Origin of the sequence: Stenotrophomonas sp. HMSC10F07, assembly GCF_001807895.1 — a bacterium.
GTDB classification, from domain to species: Bacteria; Pseudomonadota; Gammaproteobacteria; order Xanthomonadales; family Xanthomonadaceae; genus Stenotrophomonas; species Stenotrophomonas sepilia.
The window spans coordinates 1-18072 of sequence record NZ_KV791378.1; the positions used below are offsets into that span (position 1 = coordinate 1).

Annotated in this window: 16 protein-coding genes; 6 read left to right on the plus strand and 10 right to left on the minus strand. The window is 66.5% G+C overall.

The window, feature by feature from the left end; translation table 11 throughout:
- Nucleotides 1–103 precede the first annotated feature (103 nt).
- From HMPREF3114_RS09900 to HMPREF3114_RS09940, 9 genes are all read right to left on the minus strand, one after another.
- A complete protein-coding gene (locus HMPREF3114_RS09900) occupies nt 104–1465 on the minus strand; it encodes a 2-oxoadipate dioxygenase/decarboxylase HglS (protein ID WP_053499040.1) in 1362 nt (453 codons plus the stop codon).
- Nucleotides 1466–1625: 160 nt separating this feature from the next.
- A complete protein-coding gene (locus tag HMPREF3114_RS09905) occupies nt 1626–2114 on the minus strand; it encodes a hypothetical protein (protein ID WP_005415036.1) in 489 nt (162 codons plus the stop codon).
- Nucleotides 2115–2145: 31 nt separating this feature from the next.
- Nucleotides 2146–2895 (minus strand): HAD family hydrolase, encoded by a 750-nt coding sequence (locus tag HMPREF3114_RS09910; protein WP_053499038.1) that lies wholly within the window; start codon nt 2893–2895, stop codon nt 2146–2148.
- A gap of 84 nt (nt 2896–2979) precedes the next feature.
- Nucleotides 2980–3396, minus strand: a complete 417-nt coding sequence (locus tag HMPREF3114_RS09915) for an EF-hand domain-containing protein (RefSeq protein WP_005407824.1) — start codon at nt 3394–3396, stop codon at nt 2980–2982.
- 232 nt (nt 3397–3628) lie between these two features.
- The gene (locus HMPREF3114_RS09920) at nt 3629–4000 is read right to left on the minus strand and encodes a hypothetical protein (RefSeq protein WP_053499036.1); all 372 of its coding nucleotides are present in this window, start codon (nt 3998–4000) and stop codon (nt 3629–3631) included.
- 227 nt (nt 4001–4227) lie between these two features.
- Entirely contained in the window at nt 4228–4941 is a 714-nt protein-coding gene (locus HMPREF3114_RS09925) for a M15 family metallopeptidase (protein WP_256337640.1), read from the minus strand.
- A complete protein-coding gene (locus HMPREF3114_RS09930) occupies nt 4874–6427 on the minus strand; it encodes a serine hydrolase domain-containing protein (protein WP_070489687.1) in 1554 nt (517 codons plus the stop codon). Before HMPREF3114_RS09930 ends, HMPREF3114_RS09925 begins: the two co-directional genes overlap by 68 nt.
- A 55-nt stretch (nt 6428–6482) precedes the next feature.
- Nucleotides 6483–9506, minus strand: a complete 3024-nt coding sequence (locus HMPREF3114_RS09935) for a TonB-dependent receptor (protein ID WP_070489690.1) — start codon at nt 9504–9506, stop codon at nt 6483–6485.
- A gap of 51 nt (nt 9507–9557) precedes the next feature.
- A complete protein-coding gene (locus HMPREF3114_RS09940; protein WP_070489692.1) occupies nt 9558–11030 on the minus strand; it encodes a transglutaminase-like domain-containing protein in 1473 nt (490 codons plus the stop codon).
- A gap of 132 nt (nt 11031–11162) precedes the next feature.
- Here HMPREF3114_RS09940 and HMPREF3114_RS09945 point away from each other — a divergent pair, with 132 nt between their 5' ends.
- The 6 genes from HMPREF3114_RS09945 (at nt 11163) to HMPREF3114_RS09970 (ending at nt 17409) form a co-directional block, all read left to right on the plus strand.
- Nucleotides 11163–12602, plus strand: coding sequence for an SH3 domain-containing protein (locus HMPREF3114_RS09945; protein WP_070489693.1), 1440 nt, complete (start codon nt 11163–11165; stop codon nt 12600–12602).
- The gene (locus tag HMPREF3114_RS09950; RefSeq protein WP_070489695.1) at nt 12599–13693 is read left to right on the plus strand and encodes a dipeptide epimerase; all 1095 of its coding nucleotides are present in this window, start codon (nt 12599–12601) and stop codon (nt 13691–13693) included. The genes HMPREF3114_RS09945 and HMPREF3114_RS09950 overlap by 4 nt, the downstream gene beginning before the upstream one ends.
- A 358-nt stretch (nt 13694–14051) precedes the next feature.
- Nucleotides 14052–14900, plus strand: a complete 849-nt coding sequence (locus HMPREF3114_RS09955; protein WP_053498690.1) for a MurR/RpiR family transcriptional regulator — start codon at nt 14052–14054, stop codon at nt 14898–14900.
- Nucleotides 14901–14915: 15 nt separating this feature from the next.
- Complete coding sequence (locus HMPREF3114_RS09960) at nt 14916–15677, plus strand: L,D-transpeptidase family protein (RefSeq protein ID WP_070489697.1); 762 nt, start codon at nt 14916–14918, stop codon at nt 15675–15677.
- Nucleotides 15674–16975: an APC family permease gene (locus HMPREF3114_RS09965; RefSeq protein ID WP_070489699.1), complete on the plus strand. Its 1302-nt coding sequence runs from the start codon at nt 15674–15676 to the stop codon at nt 16973–16975. Before HMPREF3114_RS09960 ends, HMPREF3114_RS09965 begins: the two co-directional genes overlap by 4 nt.
- A 110-nt stretch (nt 16976–17085) precedes the next feature.
- The gene (locus HMPREF3114_RS09970) at nt 17086–17409 is read left to right on the plus strand and encodes a hypothetical protein (RefSeq protein ID WP_005415023.1); all 324 of its coding nucleotides are present in this window, start codon (nt 17086–17088) and stop codon (nt 17407–17409) included.
- Nucleotides 17410–17509: 100 nt separating this feature from the next.
- Here the strand turns inward: HMPREF3114_RS09970 and yiaA are convergent, their stop codons facing one another.
- Nucleotides 17510–17962, minus strand: coding sequence for an inner membrane protein YiaA (gene yiaA, locus HMPREF3114_RS09975; protein ID WP_014645710.1), 453 nt, complete (start codon nt 17960–17962; stop codon nt 17510–17512).
- Nucleotides 17963–18072: the final 110 nt, after the last annotated feature.

Below are 18072 nucleotides of genomic sequence, written 5' to 3' on the forward strand. Positions count from 1 at the left end.
TGGCCGGCTTCCCCAACAGCCGGCCAGCGGCCGGCTCTACAAAGGGGCCGCTCCGCAGAATCCCTGTAGAGCCGAGCCCACGCTCGGCTCCACGGCAAGCGGTTTACCCGCGCAGCGCCGCCAGCGATTCGGCCTGCAGCCGCTCGTAGATCTCGAACTCGTCGTTCACCGCCACGCCCAAGGCCTGCTCGAAGGCTTCGCGGTTGGCATGCGCGGCATAGGCGCGCTGTTCTTCGCCGCCCAGGTTCGACTGGAAGATGCCCGCGGCACTGACCGGCAGGAAATCCTCGTAGACGATCGGGTCAGCCGTGGCCAGGCCGGCGGCCACCAGCACTTCAGCGGGCAGATCGGCCACGCGCTCCGGCGCGGCGCGGCCAGCGTCGGTCAGCTGGTAGCGGTAATACCCCAGGCCTTCCTGGCGCAGGGTGTCATGGTCATCCGGGAAGCTGGCGAACACCGCCTGCAGGCGCTGGCCGTAGTCGCCGCCGGTGCTGCCTTCACCACCGGCGTCGCGGGCCTGCGACAACAGCTGGTCGTACAGCGCGCGGCCCTTCGGGGTCAGCGCCAGGCCGCGTTGTTCGATCTCGCCGAAGCGCGCGGTATGGGTGCCGGCATCGCCACCTTCGGCATCCGGGAAATGCACGGCTTCTTCCAGCGCCTTGAAGCTGGTCTGGCGCAGCAGGATCGGGCAGGCACGGCGCGGCGGGCCTTCGATCACGGCCTTGGCCGCCATGCCATGCTCGATCATTGCCGCCTGTGCAGCGTCGATGTCCAGCGTGCGCGGGGTCAGGTGGTTGATGTGTGGGCCGCGGAAACTGACCACGTCAGCCACCAGGCGGTGCGCGTTGTGCAGTGCGTGGTAGGTCGGCAGATCGACCGTGGCATCGCCGTGCCAGCGGAAGGTTTCCAGCGCCTGCTGGACGAAGCGCTCGGCATCGGCCTGCGACAGGCCACCGTCGCGCTCGGCCTGGTCGATCAGCGCCAGCGCGCCGTCGGTGAAGATGCGACGGCGCGCCAGGATCTTCGCCGACTCGGCACGCAGGGCTTCGTCTTCGATCAGCTCCAGGCGCAGCAGCGAGGTGAACACGCGGAACGGATTCTGCGCCAGCGCCGCGCCGGTCAGCGGGCGGAACGCGGTGGAGTGCACCGGCACGCCGGCCACCGACAGGTCGTAGTAGCCGACCGGGTACATGCCCATCACCGCGAACAGGCGGCGCAGCGTCGCCAGTTCCTGCACGGTACCGACGCGGATCGCGCCATGACGCTCTTCATCCAGCCGCGCACGCTCGTCGTTGCGCTGCAGCTGCGCGGCCAGCGCCGGGTCCTGGGCAAGCACCTGCGCGTTGATCCGCTCCACCAGTTCCACCAGCGTGCCGTACAGCGGCACTTCGGTGCGGTACATGCGGGACATGGCCTGCGCAAACAGGCGGCGGATCACATCAGGCGAAACGAAAGAGGCGCTCATCAGTCACTCGATTACGGGAACGGGGAACAGCTCGGACCCGTATTGTCGCCGGAGCGCCCGGCGGCGGCGATACGCAGAGCAACATGACGGGGTAGTGCCGGCCGCTGGCCGGCAACCCCGGATGCCTGGAAAGGCTGCAATTGCCGGCCAGCGGCCGACCCTACCGCTTCAACTGGCGCTTCAGCGCGGCATCCAGGGTGATCGGCCGGTCCCAGTGCTGGTAGCTGGCCACGATGGCATGGCGCACAGCCCGGTAGTGCAGATTGTCCGGCTTGGTGGGCATTCGCTTGACCACCGCCTCCCAGCCGCCCTCCGGGTCCTGGCTGAAGGCACGCACGCTGTCGCGGCAGGTCTGGCCACTGGCCTTGGCCCAGAAGCAGGCGAAATAGATGTCTCCGGCCTGCCAGCCGTGGGTGGTGAACAGCGCGCTGATGTAGCCGCGCGGCACGTCGGCATAGCGCGACACTTCGTCGAGGAAGGCGTCGGGGTAGCGTTCGGCGTAATGGTTGATGTCCTGCAGCTGGGCATCGACCCAGCTGTCGCCGGTGTCCACGTCGTAGGCGCTTGAGCGCTCGGCGGTCTGCTGGGCCAGCACGGTGGCCGGCGCCAGCAACAGGAACAACATCAGCGCGCGCAGTCGGTGGTTCATGCCCCGATTCTGCCGCAGCCGACGGGCCCTGTCAGGCCGCAGCGGCCTTTGCCTCGATCGCCGCCAGTGCGGCCGGCCAGTCGTGGGCGGTATCGGCGGTGACCATGCGCGGCTCGTCGTCGGCCACGCCATGCTGGGTCTCGTGCGCCCAGGTCACTGCGTACGGGGTATGCACGCCCCAGCCACCCAGGGTCACCACCGGCTCGATGTCCGAGCGCAGCGAGTTGCCGACCATCACGAAGCGCTGCATCGGCAGGTCGAATTCAGCCAGCACGCGGGCGTAGGTCTCCGGGTCCTTCTCGGAAACGATCTCGATGCGCGGGAACAGCTCGCCCAGGTTGGCGACCTTGATCTTCGCTTCCTGGTGGAACAGGTCGCCCTTGGTGATCAGCACCACCGGGTAGTGCTCGGCGATGGCCGCCACCGCTTCGCGTACACCATCGATCAGCTCGACCGGGTGGCGCAGGGTGTCGTGGCCGATCTCCAGGATGCGCTGGATGTCCTTGGCCTCGATGCGCTGGCCGGTGATGTCGATGGCCGCTTCGATCATCGACAGGGTCATGCTCTTGACGCCGTAGCCGAAGGTGCCCAGGTGGCGCTGCTGCACTTCCAGCAGGTGGCGGGCGGTCTGGGTGTCATGCACGTCGACATAGCGCGACAGCAGGTCAAGGTAATCCTGCTCGGCCTTGCGGTAGTAGTCCTCGCTCTTCCACAGCGTATCGTCACCGTCAAAACCGACCAGGCCGATGGCGCGCGACGGCGCAGGCGTGGGGGTGTTCATCGCGCAAGGATACAGGGGCCATGGTGACGAAAAAAACCCGGGCGGCCGAAGCCGCCCGGGTTCCCATACGCCCCGACGCAGGACTTACCTGCCCTGTGCACCCTGCGCTGCGCCACCGGCGCCGGCCTGCTGGGCGGCCACGTAGGCCTTGTACTCATCGGCGCTCAGCTCGCCGTCCTTGTTGGTATCGGCCTGGTCGAAGACCTGGGCAAGGCCGGCGTTCACCTGCGCCTCGGTCTTGCTGATGGTGCCGTTGCCATCGGTATCGATGCTGGCCCAGGTCTGGCCACCGCCATTGGCCTGTGCCGATGCCGCTGCGGCCGCATTGGTCGCCTGGTCGGCGGCCTGGCCGGCCTGTGCAGCCGCCTGCTGGGCCTGAGCGGCCTCGTTCTGCGCGTGCGCGGCCTGCTGCTTGGCCGACTGGGCCATCGCCGGGATGGCCAGCACGCTGCCAGCGGCGACGATCAGCGCGATCAGGGGCTTGCGGTTGCGAATAGTCATCAGGGGTGTCTCCTACCGATTGGGTGGTGTTGCGCGGCGTGTTGACTCCGCACGGCACCTACCCTGCCACCGCGTTTCTGAATCGATTTTGCGCCGCGACCGGCCCGCACACATGCGATTAACCACTCGCCTCCACGCATGCTTTAGCGCGGTGGTTAGGGTGAAGTGAGTGGCTCATAAGATGCGCATTCAGCGCCTCTGCATTTAACCGGCAGGCAACGAAAAACCTGCGTCAGTCGACGGTTTTTCCCGATGACCGCGAACTGAACAACACCCATGCAAGAGCAACACCGGCGAGCGCACCGGCGATTTCCAGCACCACACGGCTGCCAAGTTCGTTCGGATCGTGGATGGTGGCCAGGAAGATGCGCGCGTACAGCGGCGATTCCAGCCGCACGATGCCCATGTAGAACAGCTTCCACGCATCGATGCCGGCGGCGATGATCACGGCGATGACGCAGGACCAGCCGATCGCGTGCCCCATCGACCACCGCAGCAGGCGGCACAGCTGCGACCACAGGAAGTACACCAGCAGCCCAACCAGCATGGCGATGGCGCCGGCTTCCAGGGTACCGAGCAGGCCGAAGTGCAGAGGAAGGTTCATCGGATGGGCAACGGTGGGATGGCGGCCAGTGTAAGGGATCTGCTTCGGACCCAATCCGCTGGCCCCGGTAGATCCACGCCATGCGTGGATGAATCTCCATCGAGATCGAATATCTCCGGGGTTGAACGGAGAGCATCCACGCATGGCGTGGATCTACCGTGTCGACCAAGGTCGACAGCTACCAAGAGCAGCGGGAAATTGTCGAGGGCGCCCCCTGCCAACAAACGCTAAAGCACTGGGACGTCGTACGCGGTGCCGGGATCCGGTTCCGGCTGGAACGTGTAGTGCCACCACTCCTGCGGATAGTTCACGAAGCCACGCCGTGCCATTGCCTGCACCAGTTGCCGCCGGTTCGCGTGCTGCGTCTCACTCAGCCCGCTCGTCTGCGTATACGCACGTGGCCCGAAGAAGTCGAAGTCAGTGCCCATGTCCAACGGCGCACATGCACCGCTTCGGCAATCCAGCAGGCCCAGATCCACCGTGGCACCGCGGCTGTGGCCGGAGCGTTCGGCGATGTAGCCATCGGCCAGCAGGCGCGGCTTGTCCAGGTCCGGATACTGCTGTGCCTTGCGCGAGAGCTCGCGCGGATCGTTCACCCAGGCCACGAAGGCCTGCACCGAACGCACCGGCCGGTAGCAGTCGTAGAGGCGCAGGCCGAAGCCATCGGCGCGCAGGTCCTGTTCCACCTCGGCCAGCGCCTTCGCCACCGGCGCCAGCAGGTAGCACGAAGGCGCCTCGTAGCCGGGCACGCGCGCGCCGGTGAAGTTGTTGGCGCCCGCATAGCGGATGTCCAGGTCGATGCGCGGCGACAACGTACGGATCTCCACCAGCCCGGCGCTGGCCGCGTCGGTGGCCGGTGAAACGCGCGGTGGCTCAGCGGCGCTGGTGGTCGCTGCCAGGGCAATCGCCAGTACGAGTGAAATGCAGGTCCTGGAAGTCATAGCTGAAGTCGATGTCCGGATCGATGGCGCGCAGGTCCAGTGTCGGTGCCAGGCCTTCACCCGGCTGCAGCCACGCCTGCGCGTCTTCGCCCAGCGTATCCCAGCGCAGCAGCCAGCGCCCCTGCAGCTGCAGCACAGCCCCTTCCAGCCGGGGCGACTTGTCCACGCTGAAGCGCAGGCCGTCCTTGCCCGGGCACAGCGAGGCCGGCCCCAGCCACGGATCGGTGTAGCGGCCCTGCCAGCGCGGCAGATCGGCGTCCGATGTCGGCCGTGCCTCCGACGTCGCCGGCCGCTGATGGCCGCCTGCCGCCCGCATGGCCTGGTCAGCCTTCAGTTCGGCCAGGTACGCCAGCGCCGGACGCGCCTCATCGGGGGCGGTGAAGCGCTTCAGTGCGGCCTGCATCAATGCGATGCGCGCATCCTCGCCTTCACCGTTGATCAGCATTACCACACCCACCTTGCGCTCAGGCAGCAGCGCCAGCGACGAGTACATGCCCGACAGTGTGCCGGTGTGCGCCACCTTCCACTGCCCATCCATGTCCGACACGCGCCAGCCATAGCCGTAGCCGTAGAAATGCGCGTTGTCCCAACGCCTCTGGCGTTCACCCAGCGGCATCGGCATGTGCAGGGTCCACAGCGTACGGCGCTGCTCAGCATCCAACCAGCCAGGTGCCAGGGCGGGATCGAGCAGCACCTGCATCCAGCGCGTCATGTCGCGCAGCGAACAACGGATGCCGCCGGCGGCCATCGACGGCAGGTCCGGGCTGATCGCACCATCGGCGTTCACCACCGTATTGTGGTCGCCACGCCAGGCATGTGGCTGCGCCACGTTGCCGACCCGCTTCACCGACCACGTCCCCACTTGGCAGCGGGTCATGCCCAGCGGCTCGAACACCTGCTCGCGCATCAACTGGTCATACGGTTTGCCACCCGTCGCAGCGGCCAGTTCGCCGGCCACCACGTACATCAGGTTGTCGTAGGCGTAGCGGCTGCGGAAACTGCTGACCGGCTTCAGGTGCGCCAGCCCCGCGATGATGTCGGCACGGGTGAACGCGTTCGGCTCCGGCCACAGCATCAGGTCACCGGCGCCCAGGCCCAGGCCGCTGTTGTGGATCAGCAGGTCGCGCACCTGCATCTGCTCGCCCACCCACGCATCGTGCATGCGGAAGCCCGGTAGATGCCGCCGCACCGGATCCTCCCAGCGCAGCTTGCCCTGCTGCACCAGCCGCGCCAGCAGCGCGGCGGTCATCGCCTTGCTGTTGGAGGCGATCTTGAACAGCGTGTCCTGGTCGATGCGGCCGCCGTCGCCGCGCGCGCCCTCGGCATGCTGGTACACCACACGCCCCTGCTCGACCACCGCCATGGCCAGCCCGGGCAGGTGCTCGTGCTGGACCACGGCGGCGACGTCGGCATCGAGGGAGGCGATGTCGGTCGCCGAAGCGGACGGTGCGGCCAGTGCCGCCGCGACGATCAGCAGGTGGTACATGCGCGCAGCCCCTCCATTGCCCGCGCCGTCACGGTGGACGGCGCGGATCGTGGCCTCAGAAGTTCCAGGTCACCACCAGCTGGGTGTAGCGCGGGGCCTGCCAGCGCGTCCCGGTGGCGAACGTCGCCTCGCGGTACTGGCCGGGCTGCGCTTCATAGCGCTGGTGCACGTTGATGGTCTTCTGGTTGTTGAACAGGTTGTACACCGACAGCCGTGCACTGAGGTCGATGCCCTCCACCGGCAAACGCCAGGTCACATTGGCGCCCATGGTCCAGGTCCACGGCAGGCGACCGAACGCACCGCGTGGGCTGTACTCGAACTGCCGCTGGTTGTACGGGCCGGAACAGTTGGCCACGCACAGCCAGCCGGTGCCACCACCGCTACCTTCGCTGGAGGTACTACCACCGGCGATGGAATCGTTTGGCCACATCACGCCGTAGGCCGTGATGGGACCACCGGACTGCACCTGCAGCGTGGTTCCGAACGACCATTGCTTGTTCAGCGCGTAAGCGGCACGCAGCTTGAACTGGTGGCGGAAGTCGTTGAACAGCACGCCATAGCGCTCGTTGGTGGCCGGATGGTCCCAGAACTGAACCATGCCCGTGTCGCCGTAGTTGGTATCGGAATTCACAGGGCCTTCGAAATTGCCCTCGCTTTTCGACCACAGGTAGGACGCGTTGAACATCCACTTCTCGTCCCATGCACGGTCGATCTGGAACTCCAGTGCCTTGTAGGTGCGCTTGGGCTTGGAGTAACCGATCACCTCACCGCTGCCACCCTTGCGATAACCGCTGTTGGCGGTATCGATGGTGATCCAGCCCTCGTTGGCGCAGCCGATGCTCTTATCACCCCAGATCGTCAGGCTCTCGCTCGGGTTGGCGATCGGCCACAGCGTGCTCGGGGTCGGGCCGCACGGGGTGTAATTGATACGGATGTCGTCCAGCGCACGGGTCATCCGTCGATAGGTGGCGTTGACGCCCCACGACCATGCCTGGTTGATCATGTTCTGGAAGCCCAGGATGTACTCGTCCTGGTAGACCGCCTTGAGGTCGCGATCCACACTCAGGCGCAGGTCGGCACCGCCGGTGTTCATGCGGGTGTCGGTCGGGCCGATCTGCTGGCCGACGATCGGTGCCATGTACGGTGAGCCTGTCGGCGAGGTTTTCCGCTCCCAGCCGTTGAGCACGTAGTAGCTGTATTCGTCAGTGAGGCCACCGGCGAAGTTCACGTTGATGTTGTTGGTAACCGGAAGGTAGTAGCGGCCGGCGTTGCCGAACAGCTTGGTGCTGCCATCACCACGCATGTCCCACGAGAAGCCGACGCGGGGTGCGATCAGGTCATCCATCTTGATGAACGCCTTGCCGGCGGCGGTGCGGTTTTCGAAACGGTCCCAGCGCACGCCGAGGTTGAGCATCAGGTTCGGCGTGATGTTCCAGATGTCCTCCACGTAGAAGGCATTGGCTTCAGTCTCGAACGTGCCGCCCGATTTGCGGTTTCGCGCACGCAGCATTTCGGTAACGCCAGCCGGTACGTAGGCATTGGCACCATCCCAGACTTCATCGCCGGGTCGCGCCACGTAGGCGGTGTAGCTCAGTTCGGTCGGGCCGGGGTAGCGGGTGGACTGCTTTGTGGTCATCAGCTCACGGTCGACACCGAAGCGCAGCAGGTGGTCACCCAGCTGCCATTCGAAGTCCAGTCGCGCCACGTCACGAGTATCGTCACGCTCGGCCACTGCCGTGCCCGTAGGGTGGCAGCCTGCGCGCAGGCCCTGCAGCTTGCCCAGGCGCGGGCCGTAGGTACTGTCGGTGAACACCGGGCTGCAGGCCTGATCCAGCGATGAATTGGTGAAGGCACGCTGGTTGTTCTGGCCGACCATGGCGCGCGCGGTGAAGTTCTGCCCGAAGTGGCCGGTATACGTTGCCGACCAGTTGCGTCCCCCCGTCTCGGTGACCGAATCACCGCCCCATGCACCGAGCTCGTCTGCGTTCCAGTTGTAGCCATAGGAGGCATTGGTGACGTCTCCCTCGTCGGAGAACGCCAGCAGCGCCAGGCTGTGGTTGTCGTTGATGTTCCAGTCCAGCTTGGTGCCCCAGAAGCCGTTGCCGGAATCATTCTTGAACCAAGTGCTGCCGTCGGACGAGGTGTTGTGTCCCTTGTCGTTGCGGTCTTCGTACATCGCGAACAGGAACAGCTTGTCCTTGACGATCGGCCCCGAGCCCCAGACGTTCGTCTTCAGGAACGAGTTGTTGTCGCGGCTGCCATACGAATGCGGGGTTCCATCACGATGGAAGTGGTCGCCGCCACTGGCGCGCCACGCACTGGGCTCGGCGGTGACTTCGACGCCGCCCTCGAATTCGTTGCTGCCCGAACGGGTCACGGCATTGATCACGCCACCGGTGGAGCGGCCGAACTCGACCGAGTAGCCACCCGTCTTGACCTGGAATTCCTTGAAGAAAGCGAACGGCGCGGTGCTGAAGCCGCGACGGGTGTACATGTCGGTGACATTCAGGCCGTTGATGAAGACCGCATTCTCGGCCACCGATGAACCGGCGAACGACAGGCCGCCGAATGACGAGTTGCCGCCGACCACGCCCGGCGCCATCAGCGCGACCGCAGACAGGTCCTGCGCCACCGGCAACCGCGAGATTTCCTGACGGTTGATGTTGAACGATGTCTCGGTGGAGTAGACGTCCACGCGGTTGACCACTCGGGTGCCGACCACCTGCAGGGCATCAAGATTGGTGACGCCGCCGCCACTGGCCAGGTTGACCGTGGTGGTACCACCTACCGCCACACTGACAGCAACCTGATCGCCCAGCTTCTGGCCATCGCGGCTGAGCTGCAGCCGGTAGTCACCTACCGGCAGCTGGCCGAGGCGGTAGCTGCCGTCGGCGCCGACGGTAACGGTACGAGTCAGACCCGTACTGTTGCTGACCACGGTCACTTGGTCACCAGCGGTTGCACGGCCGGCAACTGCGCCGCTCACGTTCTGTGCCATCGCGATGCCGGGCAGCACTACGCCCAGACACGCCCCAAGGGCGACGCACAACGCCGCCCGCTTGATGCTGTAAGCCTTCATCCCCTGCTCTCTCCTGCAAGAATTGAATGGTGTGGAATGCGATGTGTCGCGCTAGCGTTGCCTGGCTGGCAGTACCCGCCACTGGAAGTCGTAGCTCCATTGGTCGAAGTACAGGTTGCCGCCTGCCCACTCGGCCTCGCCGCGCTGCGAGTCGACCGTTTCCGAGCGGAAGTGCTGCTTGGCCGGCACGAAGGGCTGGCCGAAATCGTCGTTGAAGGCGATGCGGTAGCCATCGAGGCCACCCAGATAGAAGTCACGGAGGGCCGGCACATCACTGGCCAGTGCGCCGGTGGTCACGTCCATCGGCAGCCAGCCATACGGCGCCAGGTAGACCTGCCCCCAATCATGCAGGTTGTTGTAGCCGCTGCCGTCGCCGGAGAACACCATGCCCGACTGCCAGCGTGCAGGAATACCGTTCAGGCGCAGCAGCGCGATCAGCAGCAGGGTCTGCTGCCCGCAGTCGGCATGGCCGGCCCGCAGCGCGTAATCGCTGATGTTGCTGATCGTGGAGTACTCGCGCGCACCGGCCCAGGGAATGCGGTCGACCGCAGCAAACAGCCTGCGCACCACTTCATACGGGCGCGTTTCACCCTGCAGCACCTGGTCGGAGAACAGCTTCAGCGCGGGAGTGAAGCGCACATGCGGCAGCTGCTCGGCCAGGTAGGGCTTCAGGGCCGGGTCGGCCGGGGTCGGTTGCACTACGGCCGGGTTGATCGCGGTATGCCGGGCGAAGATCGTGACCGCGTAGCGGATCTCGAAGCGGGTTGGCCGCCCGGCAACCGCTTTGGCTTCGAGGTAGGCGGTGCGCTGCTGGGTATGTGCCGGAGCCACCCGCGCCTTGCCCGGGGTGCTGCCCAGCCACTGCACCTGCTCCTGCTGGCCGGGGATCTCGCGGGGGTACGGAATCCACGCGCGGATCGTTTCACCGGCGGGCACCACATCGGCTTTCACCGTAAGCGACTGGGTGAATTCATAGCGCTGCGGCAATACCGACGCCTGGCCACTCTGTTCGGCCGCGGCAACCACGCCTGCATGGTGGGCGTTGAGCACTTCGTTGGGGCCCGGAGGCGGCACCGGTGCATCCGTGCGGCGGCGCGCGCGTGCTTCGTCGCTGAGCAGGAACAGGTTGGAGGGTGCGCGCTTGAAGTACCAACGCTCGCCATCGATATCGAGATGCTCGATCAGGCCGAGTTGGTCCCAGCGCCCAAATTCCTCGTCGGTCAGATCGGGAATGCCGCGCCGTACGGCGTCTTTGGCGGCGTTTTCGTCGAGGGCGAAATCCAGGCGGACACGGCGCATGCGCTCGCGCTGGAACGGCTCGTCTGTGGCGGCGGGTGTAGTGGCCAGCAGCGCATCGGCGTCGCGGAAACGGCCGCTGTCGACCAGGTCGATCACCTGCACTCCTCGCGCGCGCTGCTGGCTGCTGCGCTCGCCTGCTGCGTGCGCGGTCGACACCCACAGCAGCAGCGCGGCACTCAGGCCGGCGGCGGCAGTCAGACGCGGTTTGCGAACGGCAGGATCCACAGCGACACTTCCCCAGCGCGGGTGGTAACGGCTGTGTAACACGGGCCGGGACGCTGGTCAATAATTTATTCTTGCTTTCGCGGCCAAAAGGAATAAATATTCCAACAGGCATTCGAGGAGGGTGTGCACCGCATGAGCCTGGCTTTCCGCGAACGGCACCGGCATTGGCCGCGCCGCTTGACCCTGGCCCTGTGCCTGCTGGCCGCCCCGGCCTTTGCACAGGCGGCCCCACCGCCCGACCCGGGTGCGCCGCTGCCCTATGTGATCGGCCTGCACGAGGCCTATCTGACCCCGCAGTACTGGGCCGCGCGCCTGGACGGCGCCGATGCACCGATTCTGGATCGCGCCCAGATCGCAGCGCAGAACGCGCGGATGCGGGCGCAGGACAGCCACATCCAGGACATTGCCGCACTGCCCGTCCAGCTTGATGCGGCGACGGTGCGTGCCAGCATCACCGCGCTGTCGCGCTGGCCCACCCGCGCCCTCTACAACGACAAGGGCCAGGCGATCGCACCCGCGCTGCGCAGCGCGATCGAAGCCAACCTCGGTCTCGATGCGATTCCCGTCCAGGTGGCACCGGCCTACGGGATGGTGGTGAAGCGTGCCGCGCTGCGCACCTTCCCCACCCGCGAGCGCGTCTTCAGCAGCGTCGGTGACACCGACATCGACCGCTTCCAGGAATCGGCACTGTTCCCCGGCGACAAGGTGGCCGTGGTCCATCGCAGTACCGATGGCCGTTGGCTGTTCGTGCACAGCGAGCGCTACAGCGCGTGGATCGAAGCCGACGCCATCGCCAGCGGCGACAAGGCCACGGTGCTCGGCTACGGCGCGAAGGGACCGTACCGGATCGTCACCGGCGCCACCGCGCAGACCGCCTATACCCCGGAGGAGCCGCGCGTCTCGCGCCTGCAGCTGGACATGGGCGTGCGCCTGCCGGTGCTGGCCGACTGGCCCGCGTCAGAGCCGGTGAACGGCCAGCAGGCCCACGCCTCGTGGGTGGTGCAGTTGCCGGTACGCGAGGCCGATGGCCGATTGAAGCTGGTGCCGGCGCTGCTGCCGCGCTCGCAGGACACCGCCGCCGATTACCTGCCGCTGACCCCGCGCCTGTTGCTGCAGCAGGGCTTCAAGTTCCTCGGCGAACGCTACGGCTGGGGCCACGACTACGACACCCGCGACTGCAGCGGTTTCGTCTCCGAGATCTACCGCAGCTTTGGCGTGCTGCTGCCGCGCAATACCAGCGCGCAGGCGGTCAGTCCGGCGCTGGACCGCCTGCCGTTCACCGGCAAGGACGGCAAGGCGGTGCGCGACCGTGCCGTCGCCAGCCTGCAGGTGGGCGACCTGGTCTACATTCCCGGTCATGTGATGATGGCCATCGGCCACGTCGAGGGCCGCACCTGGGTCATCCACGATACGGCGGGCGGCAGCTGGTTCGGTACCGACGGCAAACGCGTGCAGGCCCATCTCAATGGTGTTTCGGTCACGCCGCTGGAGCCGATGATGGCCAGCGACACCGTCCGCTACATCGACCGCATCACCAACATCCAGCGCCTGCGGGCCAAGACTCCTGAATGAAGATCACCGCCATCGAACTGGGCATGCTGCGCGTGCCGTTGAAGACACCGTTCAAGACCGCGCTGCGCACGGTGGAGACCGTGGAAGACGTGGTGGTGCTGATCCGCACCGACAGCGGCAACACCGGCTATGGTGAAGCCCCGGCCACCGCAGTGATCACCGGCGATACGCACGGCTCGATCATCGAAGCGATCCGCCACTTCATCGCCCCGCGCCTGATCGGCCAGGACGTGGTCAACCTCAACCACCTGTGCACGCTGGTGCAGACCGCGATGGAGCGCAACACCAGCGCCAAGGCCGCGGTGGAGATCGCGCTGTACGACCTATGGGCGCAGCTGCACGGTGCCCCGCTGTACCAGATGCTCGGTGGCGGCGACCCGGTGATCACCACTGACATCACCATCAGCGTGGACTACATCGACAAGATGGTGGCCGATTCGTTGTCGGCGATCGAACGCGGCTTCGAGTCGTTGAAGATCAAGGTCGGCAAGGACATCGGACTGGACATCGAACGGGTCAAGGCAATCCACGCCGCCGTGGAGGGCCGCGCCCTGCTGCGCCTGGACGCCAACCAGGGCTGGACCGCCAAGCAGGCGGTGCATGCGATGCGCACGCTGGAGGAAGCCGGCGTGGTACTGGAGCTGCTGGAGCAGCCGGTGAAGGCCGCCGACATCAGCGGCCTGAAGTACGTCACCGACCGCGTCAACACGCCGGTCATGGCCGACGAGAGCGTGTTCAGCCCGAGCCAGGTGATGGACCTGATCCAGCAGCGCGCGGCCGACATCATCAACATCAAGCTGATGAAGACCGGCGGGCTGTCCAACGCGATCCGCATCGCCGACATCGCCGGCATCTACGGCGTGCCGTGCATGATCGGCTGCATGATCGAATCGAGCATCAGCGTGGCCGCGGCCGTGCACCTGGCCGTGGCCAAGAGCGATGTGATCACCAAGGTCGACCTCGACGGTCCCTCGCTGGGCCAGTTCGATCCGGTCAGCGGCGGCGTGCATTTCAACGAATCGGAGATCAGCATCAGCGAGGTGCCGGGGCTGGGTATCACCGAAGTGCGTGGGCTGGAGATGCTGGGGTGATTTCTGCCTTGCGGTTGGCCTGGCGTGCCACTGACGTTGGGTCGGGCGTTACTTTTCTTTTCGCGAAAGGAAAAGTAACCAAAAGAAACGCTCCGCCGACCGCGAGCCGGTGCTACGCACCGGTTCCCTGCGCTCCTCGGCCCGTCGAGGGACGGCGCGGGAACTCGCTGCGCTCAGACACCCGCACCTCTTCGCCCTCGCCGGACCTGCGGTGCTCGGCTCGCTTGAAGGCGGACTCAACGTCAAAGGCAACAACTGCGCTCCGTAACCTCTTCGAGGCTGGAACCCGCCCGACCCATTCCATGACACGCTCTACGCTGCCAACCGCAACGCGCCTACACATGCCCGGACGCCCCGCATGCCGCCCCTGCTGAAGATCCGCACCGAGCGCGGGCAGATGTCTGCCATCGAGCGCCGCATCGCCGACTTCATCCTCGACAACGCCCACCTGCTGCGCGACTACTCATCGCAGCAGCTGGCCAGTGCGCTGGGCATCAGCCAGTCCAGCGTGGTGAAGTTCAGCCAGAAGCTCGGCTTCAAGGGCTACCCGGACCTGAAGTACTCGATCGGCCAGGACGTGGCCCGCGCCGGTGCCGATCCACAACAGGTGCCCAGCGAACCCGACAGCGGCGATGACTACCTGCGCCTGGGCGAGGCCCTGCGCCGCAGCAAGGCGCAGGCCGAGGAGGAAACACGCCAGGCCAATCCACGCGAGGAGATCGAGCGCATCGTGCAGCTGCTCGACGGCGCACCCAAGCTGTTCGTCCATGGCCTGGGTGACGACGGCCTGTTCGCCCGCGAGTTCGCCATGCGGCTGTCGCTGCTCGGCCTGCTGGTCGTGCCGCATACCGACCCGATCCTGATGCTGGCCAACCTGTCGGCCGCACGCCCCGGCGATGTGCTGCTGGTGTTCTCCGAATTCGGCAACCTGCCGCAGCTTTCGCAGCTGTCGCGGCAGTTCCAGGACATGGGTGGCAAGGTGATTTCCATTACCCGCCACACTGCCAACCCGCTGCGCGCGCATGCTGATGCGGCACTGGCGGTCTGCGCGCACGACCGCACGCCGCAGGTCGCGCAGCTGCTGTACCGTAGCGCCATGCACGCCCTGCTCGATTTCCTGTTCGTGCTGCTCTGCCACACCAATCCGGACCGCCAGCAGCAGCTGGCGGTGAACCTGGAGCGGATCGACCACCTGCTGGATTCCTGACCGGAGCACCTGTTGATGAAATCGCTGGTTCGCCTCGCTACCGCTGCGCTGCTGCTTGCTGCGACGGTGTCCGTTCAGGCGGCGCCGCTGGATGGCGCGCGCCAGCTGATCGTGGTCACCAGCGATGGCTGGGACAGTACCCAAGGGCAGCTGCAGGCCTATGTGCGCGATGGCAAGGGCTGGCACACGCACGGACAGGCGTTCCCGGTGGCGCTCGGCCGTACCGGCAGCGCCTGGGGACTGGGCCTGCATCCGGCACAGGCCGATGGCCCGCAGAAGCAGGAAGGAGACGGTCGCAGCCCGGCCGGCATATTCGCGCTCGGCAGTGCGTTCGGCTATGCCGTCACACGCCCCGGCACCGCAATGCCTTACCAGCCGATGCTGGACAGCAGCTACTGCATGGACGTGCCCGGTTCGCCGTTCTACAACCGCATCGTCGATGAGAAGAAAGTCGGCAGTGCAGCGATCAAGGGCTCCACCGAGCCGATGCGGCTGGATCTGCACAACAAGGGCGACGTGCGCTACCGGGAGGGCTTCGTCATCGCCCACAACCCGGACAACCAGCCCGGCAAGGGCAGCTGCATCTTCGCCCATCTGTGGCGCACGCCCGGCGAGGCCACCGCCGGCTGTACCGCCATGCCACAAGCGCGCATGCAGGCGCTGCTGGACTGGCTGCGGCCGCAGGATACGCCGCGCTTCGTGCTGCTGCCGCGCACCGAGTACCAGCGACTGGAGGCGCAGTGGCAGCTGCCCGCGCTGAGCGGAGACGCCCGTTGAGCGCGCAGGACGAACCACAGCTGCAGCGCGCGGTCAGCCGCTGGCAGATCGTCGGCCTGTCGATCAACGATGTGATCGGTAGCGGTATCTACCTGCTGCCGGCCGCCACCGTTGCCCTGCTCGGCCCCTTCAGCCTGTGGGGCGTGGTCGCCGCTGGCATCGTCGTCGCGCTGCTGGTGCTGTGCTACGCGCAGGCCGCCAGCTACTTCGATGAACCCGGTGGCAGCTACCTCTACGCACGCGAGGCCTTCGGCCGCTTCGCAGGGTTCGAGATCGGCTGGATGATCTGGCTGACCCGCATCAGCTCGGCGGCCGCATTGAGCAACGCGCTGGCCGATGCGGTCGCGCGCTTCTGGCCGTGGGCCGGCGCCGGCATGGGTCGCATCGCGGTGATCGTGGTGTCGCTGGGCTTCCTGACCGGCGTCAACATCATCGGCGTGCGCTCGGCCGCGCGCACCGGCGTGGTGCTGGTGATCGGCAAGATGCTGCCGCTGTTGCTGTTCGTGGCCATCGGCGCGTTCTATATCGATCCACAGCTGGCCTTCTCCGGCCAGCGCCCGGACCCGCATGACCTGCAACGGATGGGCGAGGCCGCCCTGCTGCTGCTGTACGCCTACGCCGGCTTCGAGAACATCCCGGCCGCGGCCGGCGAGTACCGCAATCCACGCCGCGATATTCCGTTCGCGCTGATCACCATGATCATCACTGTCACCGTCATCTATGGCGCGGTGCAGGTGGTGGCGCAGGGTACGCTGGCCGGCCTGGCCAGCTCGGCCACGCCGCTGGCCGACGCCGCAGCCGGTTTCGGCGGCGAGGCCCTGGCACTGATCCTCACCATCGGCGCGACCATCTCCATCCTGGGTACCAACAGCAACACGATGATGATGGGCCCGCGATTCCTGTTCGCACTGGCCCGCGATGGCTACGGCCCGAAGATCCTGGCGCAGGTGCATCCGCGCTTCCATACGCCGGCCGCATCGATCCTGTGCCAGGGCCTGATCGCGCTCGGACTGGCGCTGTCCGGTTCGTTCGTGCAGCTCGCCCTGCTGTCGATGACCACGCGCCTGTTCGCCTACATCGGCACCGCTGCCGCCGTCCTGGTGCTGGCCAAGCGCTACGCGGATCGCCCAGGCGCGTTGAAGCTGCCCGGTGGCCCGCTGATTCCGATACTGGCGCTGCTGCTGTGCCTGGCCCTGTTCGCCAGTGCCAGCTGGCAGAACATCGCCGCTGCACTGGTCGCGTTCGTCATTGGCGCGGTGATCTACACGCTGCCGCGCAAGGATGCGGACGCCGGGTGAACGGAGCGCCGGGCCATGCCCGGCGGATTGATCTGGCAATCACGCTGTCGGACCGGACCGTTAACCGCCACGCAGGCACGATCAGGCTTCGTCCACAACGGAGCCTTTTCATGACCGAGTACCAGATTCCCGGCCGCGTACCGGACGACAGCACGCCGCGCGACGCGGTCAGCGACTATTGGCGCGAGCGCTACACCGCCGAGCCGTACTACGACGACCAACTGTTCTTCGAGGACTACGAGCCGGCCTACCGGATCGGCCATGCCGCGCGCGCGCAGGACATGATCCGCGCCTACGAGGAAGTGGAGCGCGAACTGGAATCGCGCTGGGCCAGCGAACGTGGCCGCAGTCGCCTGGACTGGGCGCAGGCACGCAACGCCGTGCGCCGTGGCTGGGACGAAGCGCAGCTGGCGGATCCGCGCTTGAAGCGATAGCACCAGGCTGCTGTAGAGCCGAGCCTACGCTCGGCTCTCGCCCCACGTTTAGGGTCGAGCCATGCTCGGCTGAGCCGAGCATGGGTTCGGCGCTACCGAATCATTCCTGTTCAGGCAGCGGCGGCACGATCGCGCTGCGCTTGCTCTCGCCACCACCGGCGGCGATCAGGTCGCGGGTGTTCTTCTGCACAGCCACCGCACCGAACAACGACAACGCATACGCCATGCCGTAGAAGCCCTTCTCGCTGGGTGCCAGCGTGGCGTTCCACAGGCCGACCAGCAGCAGCATCAGCGCCGACAACAACGCGAACCAGCACAGCGCGTAATACAGGCCGCTGACCGGAATGCCTTCGACGCGGTCGCGCACGCTCTTCTGCAGCGACACCGCCGCGAACAGGCCGAACAGCAGCAGGGTCAGGTAGTAGCCCTTCTCGTTGAGCGCCATCGTGGCATTGAACAGGCCGATCAGGTACGCCGCCGCACCCAGCAGCAGGGCCACCCACGAGGCGGCGATGAAGGCGGTGGAGGGCTTGTGAGGCATGGCAGTATTCATTGCAGGTCCTTGGCAGGCAGACGGGCATGCTTGCCCGGGCGTGCCCACCCTAGACGATCCCGCCGCTGCCGCACAGGGGGCGCAGGACCTTCGGGCCACGACGGTAACGG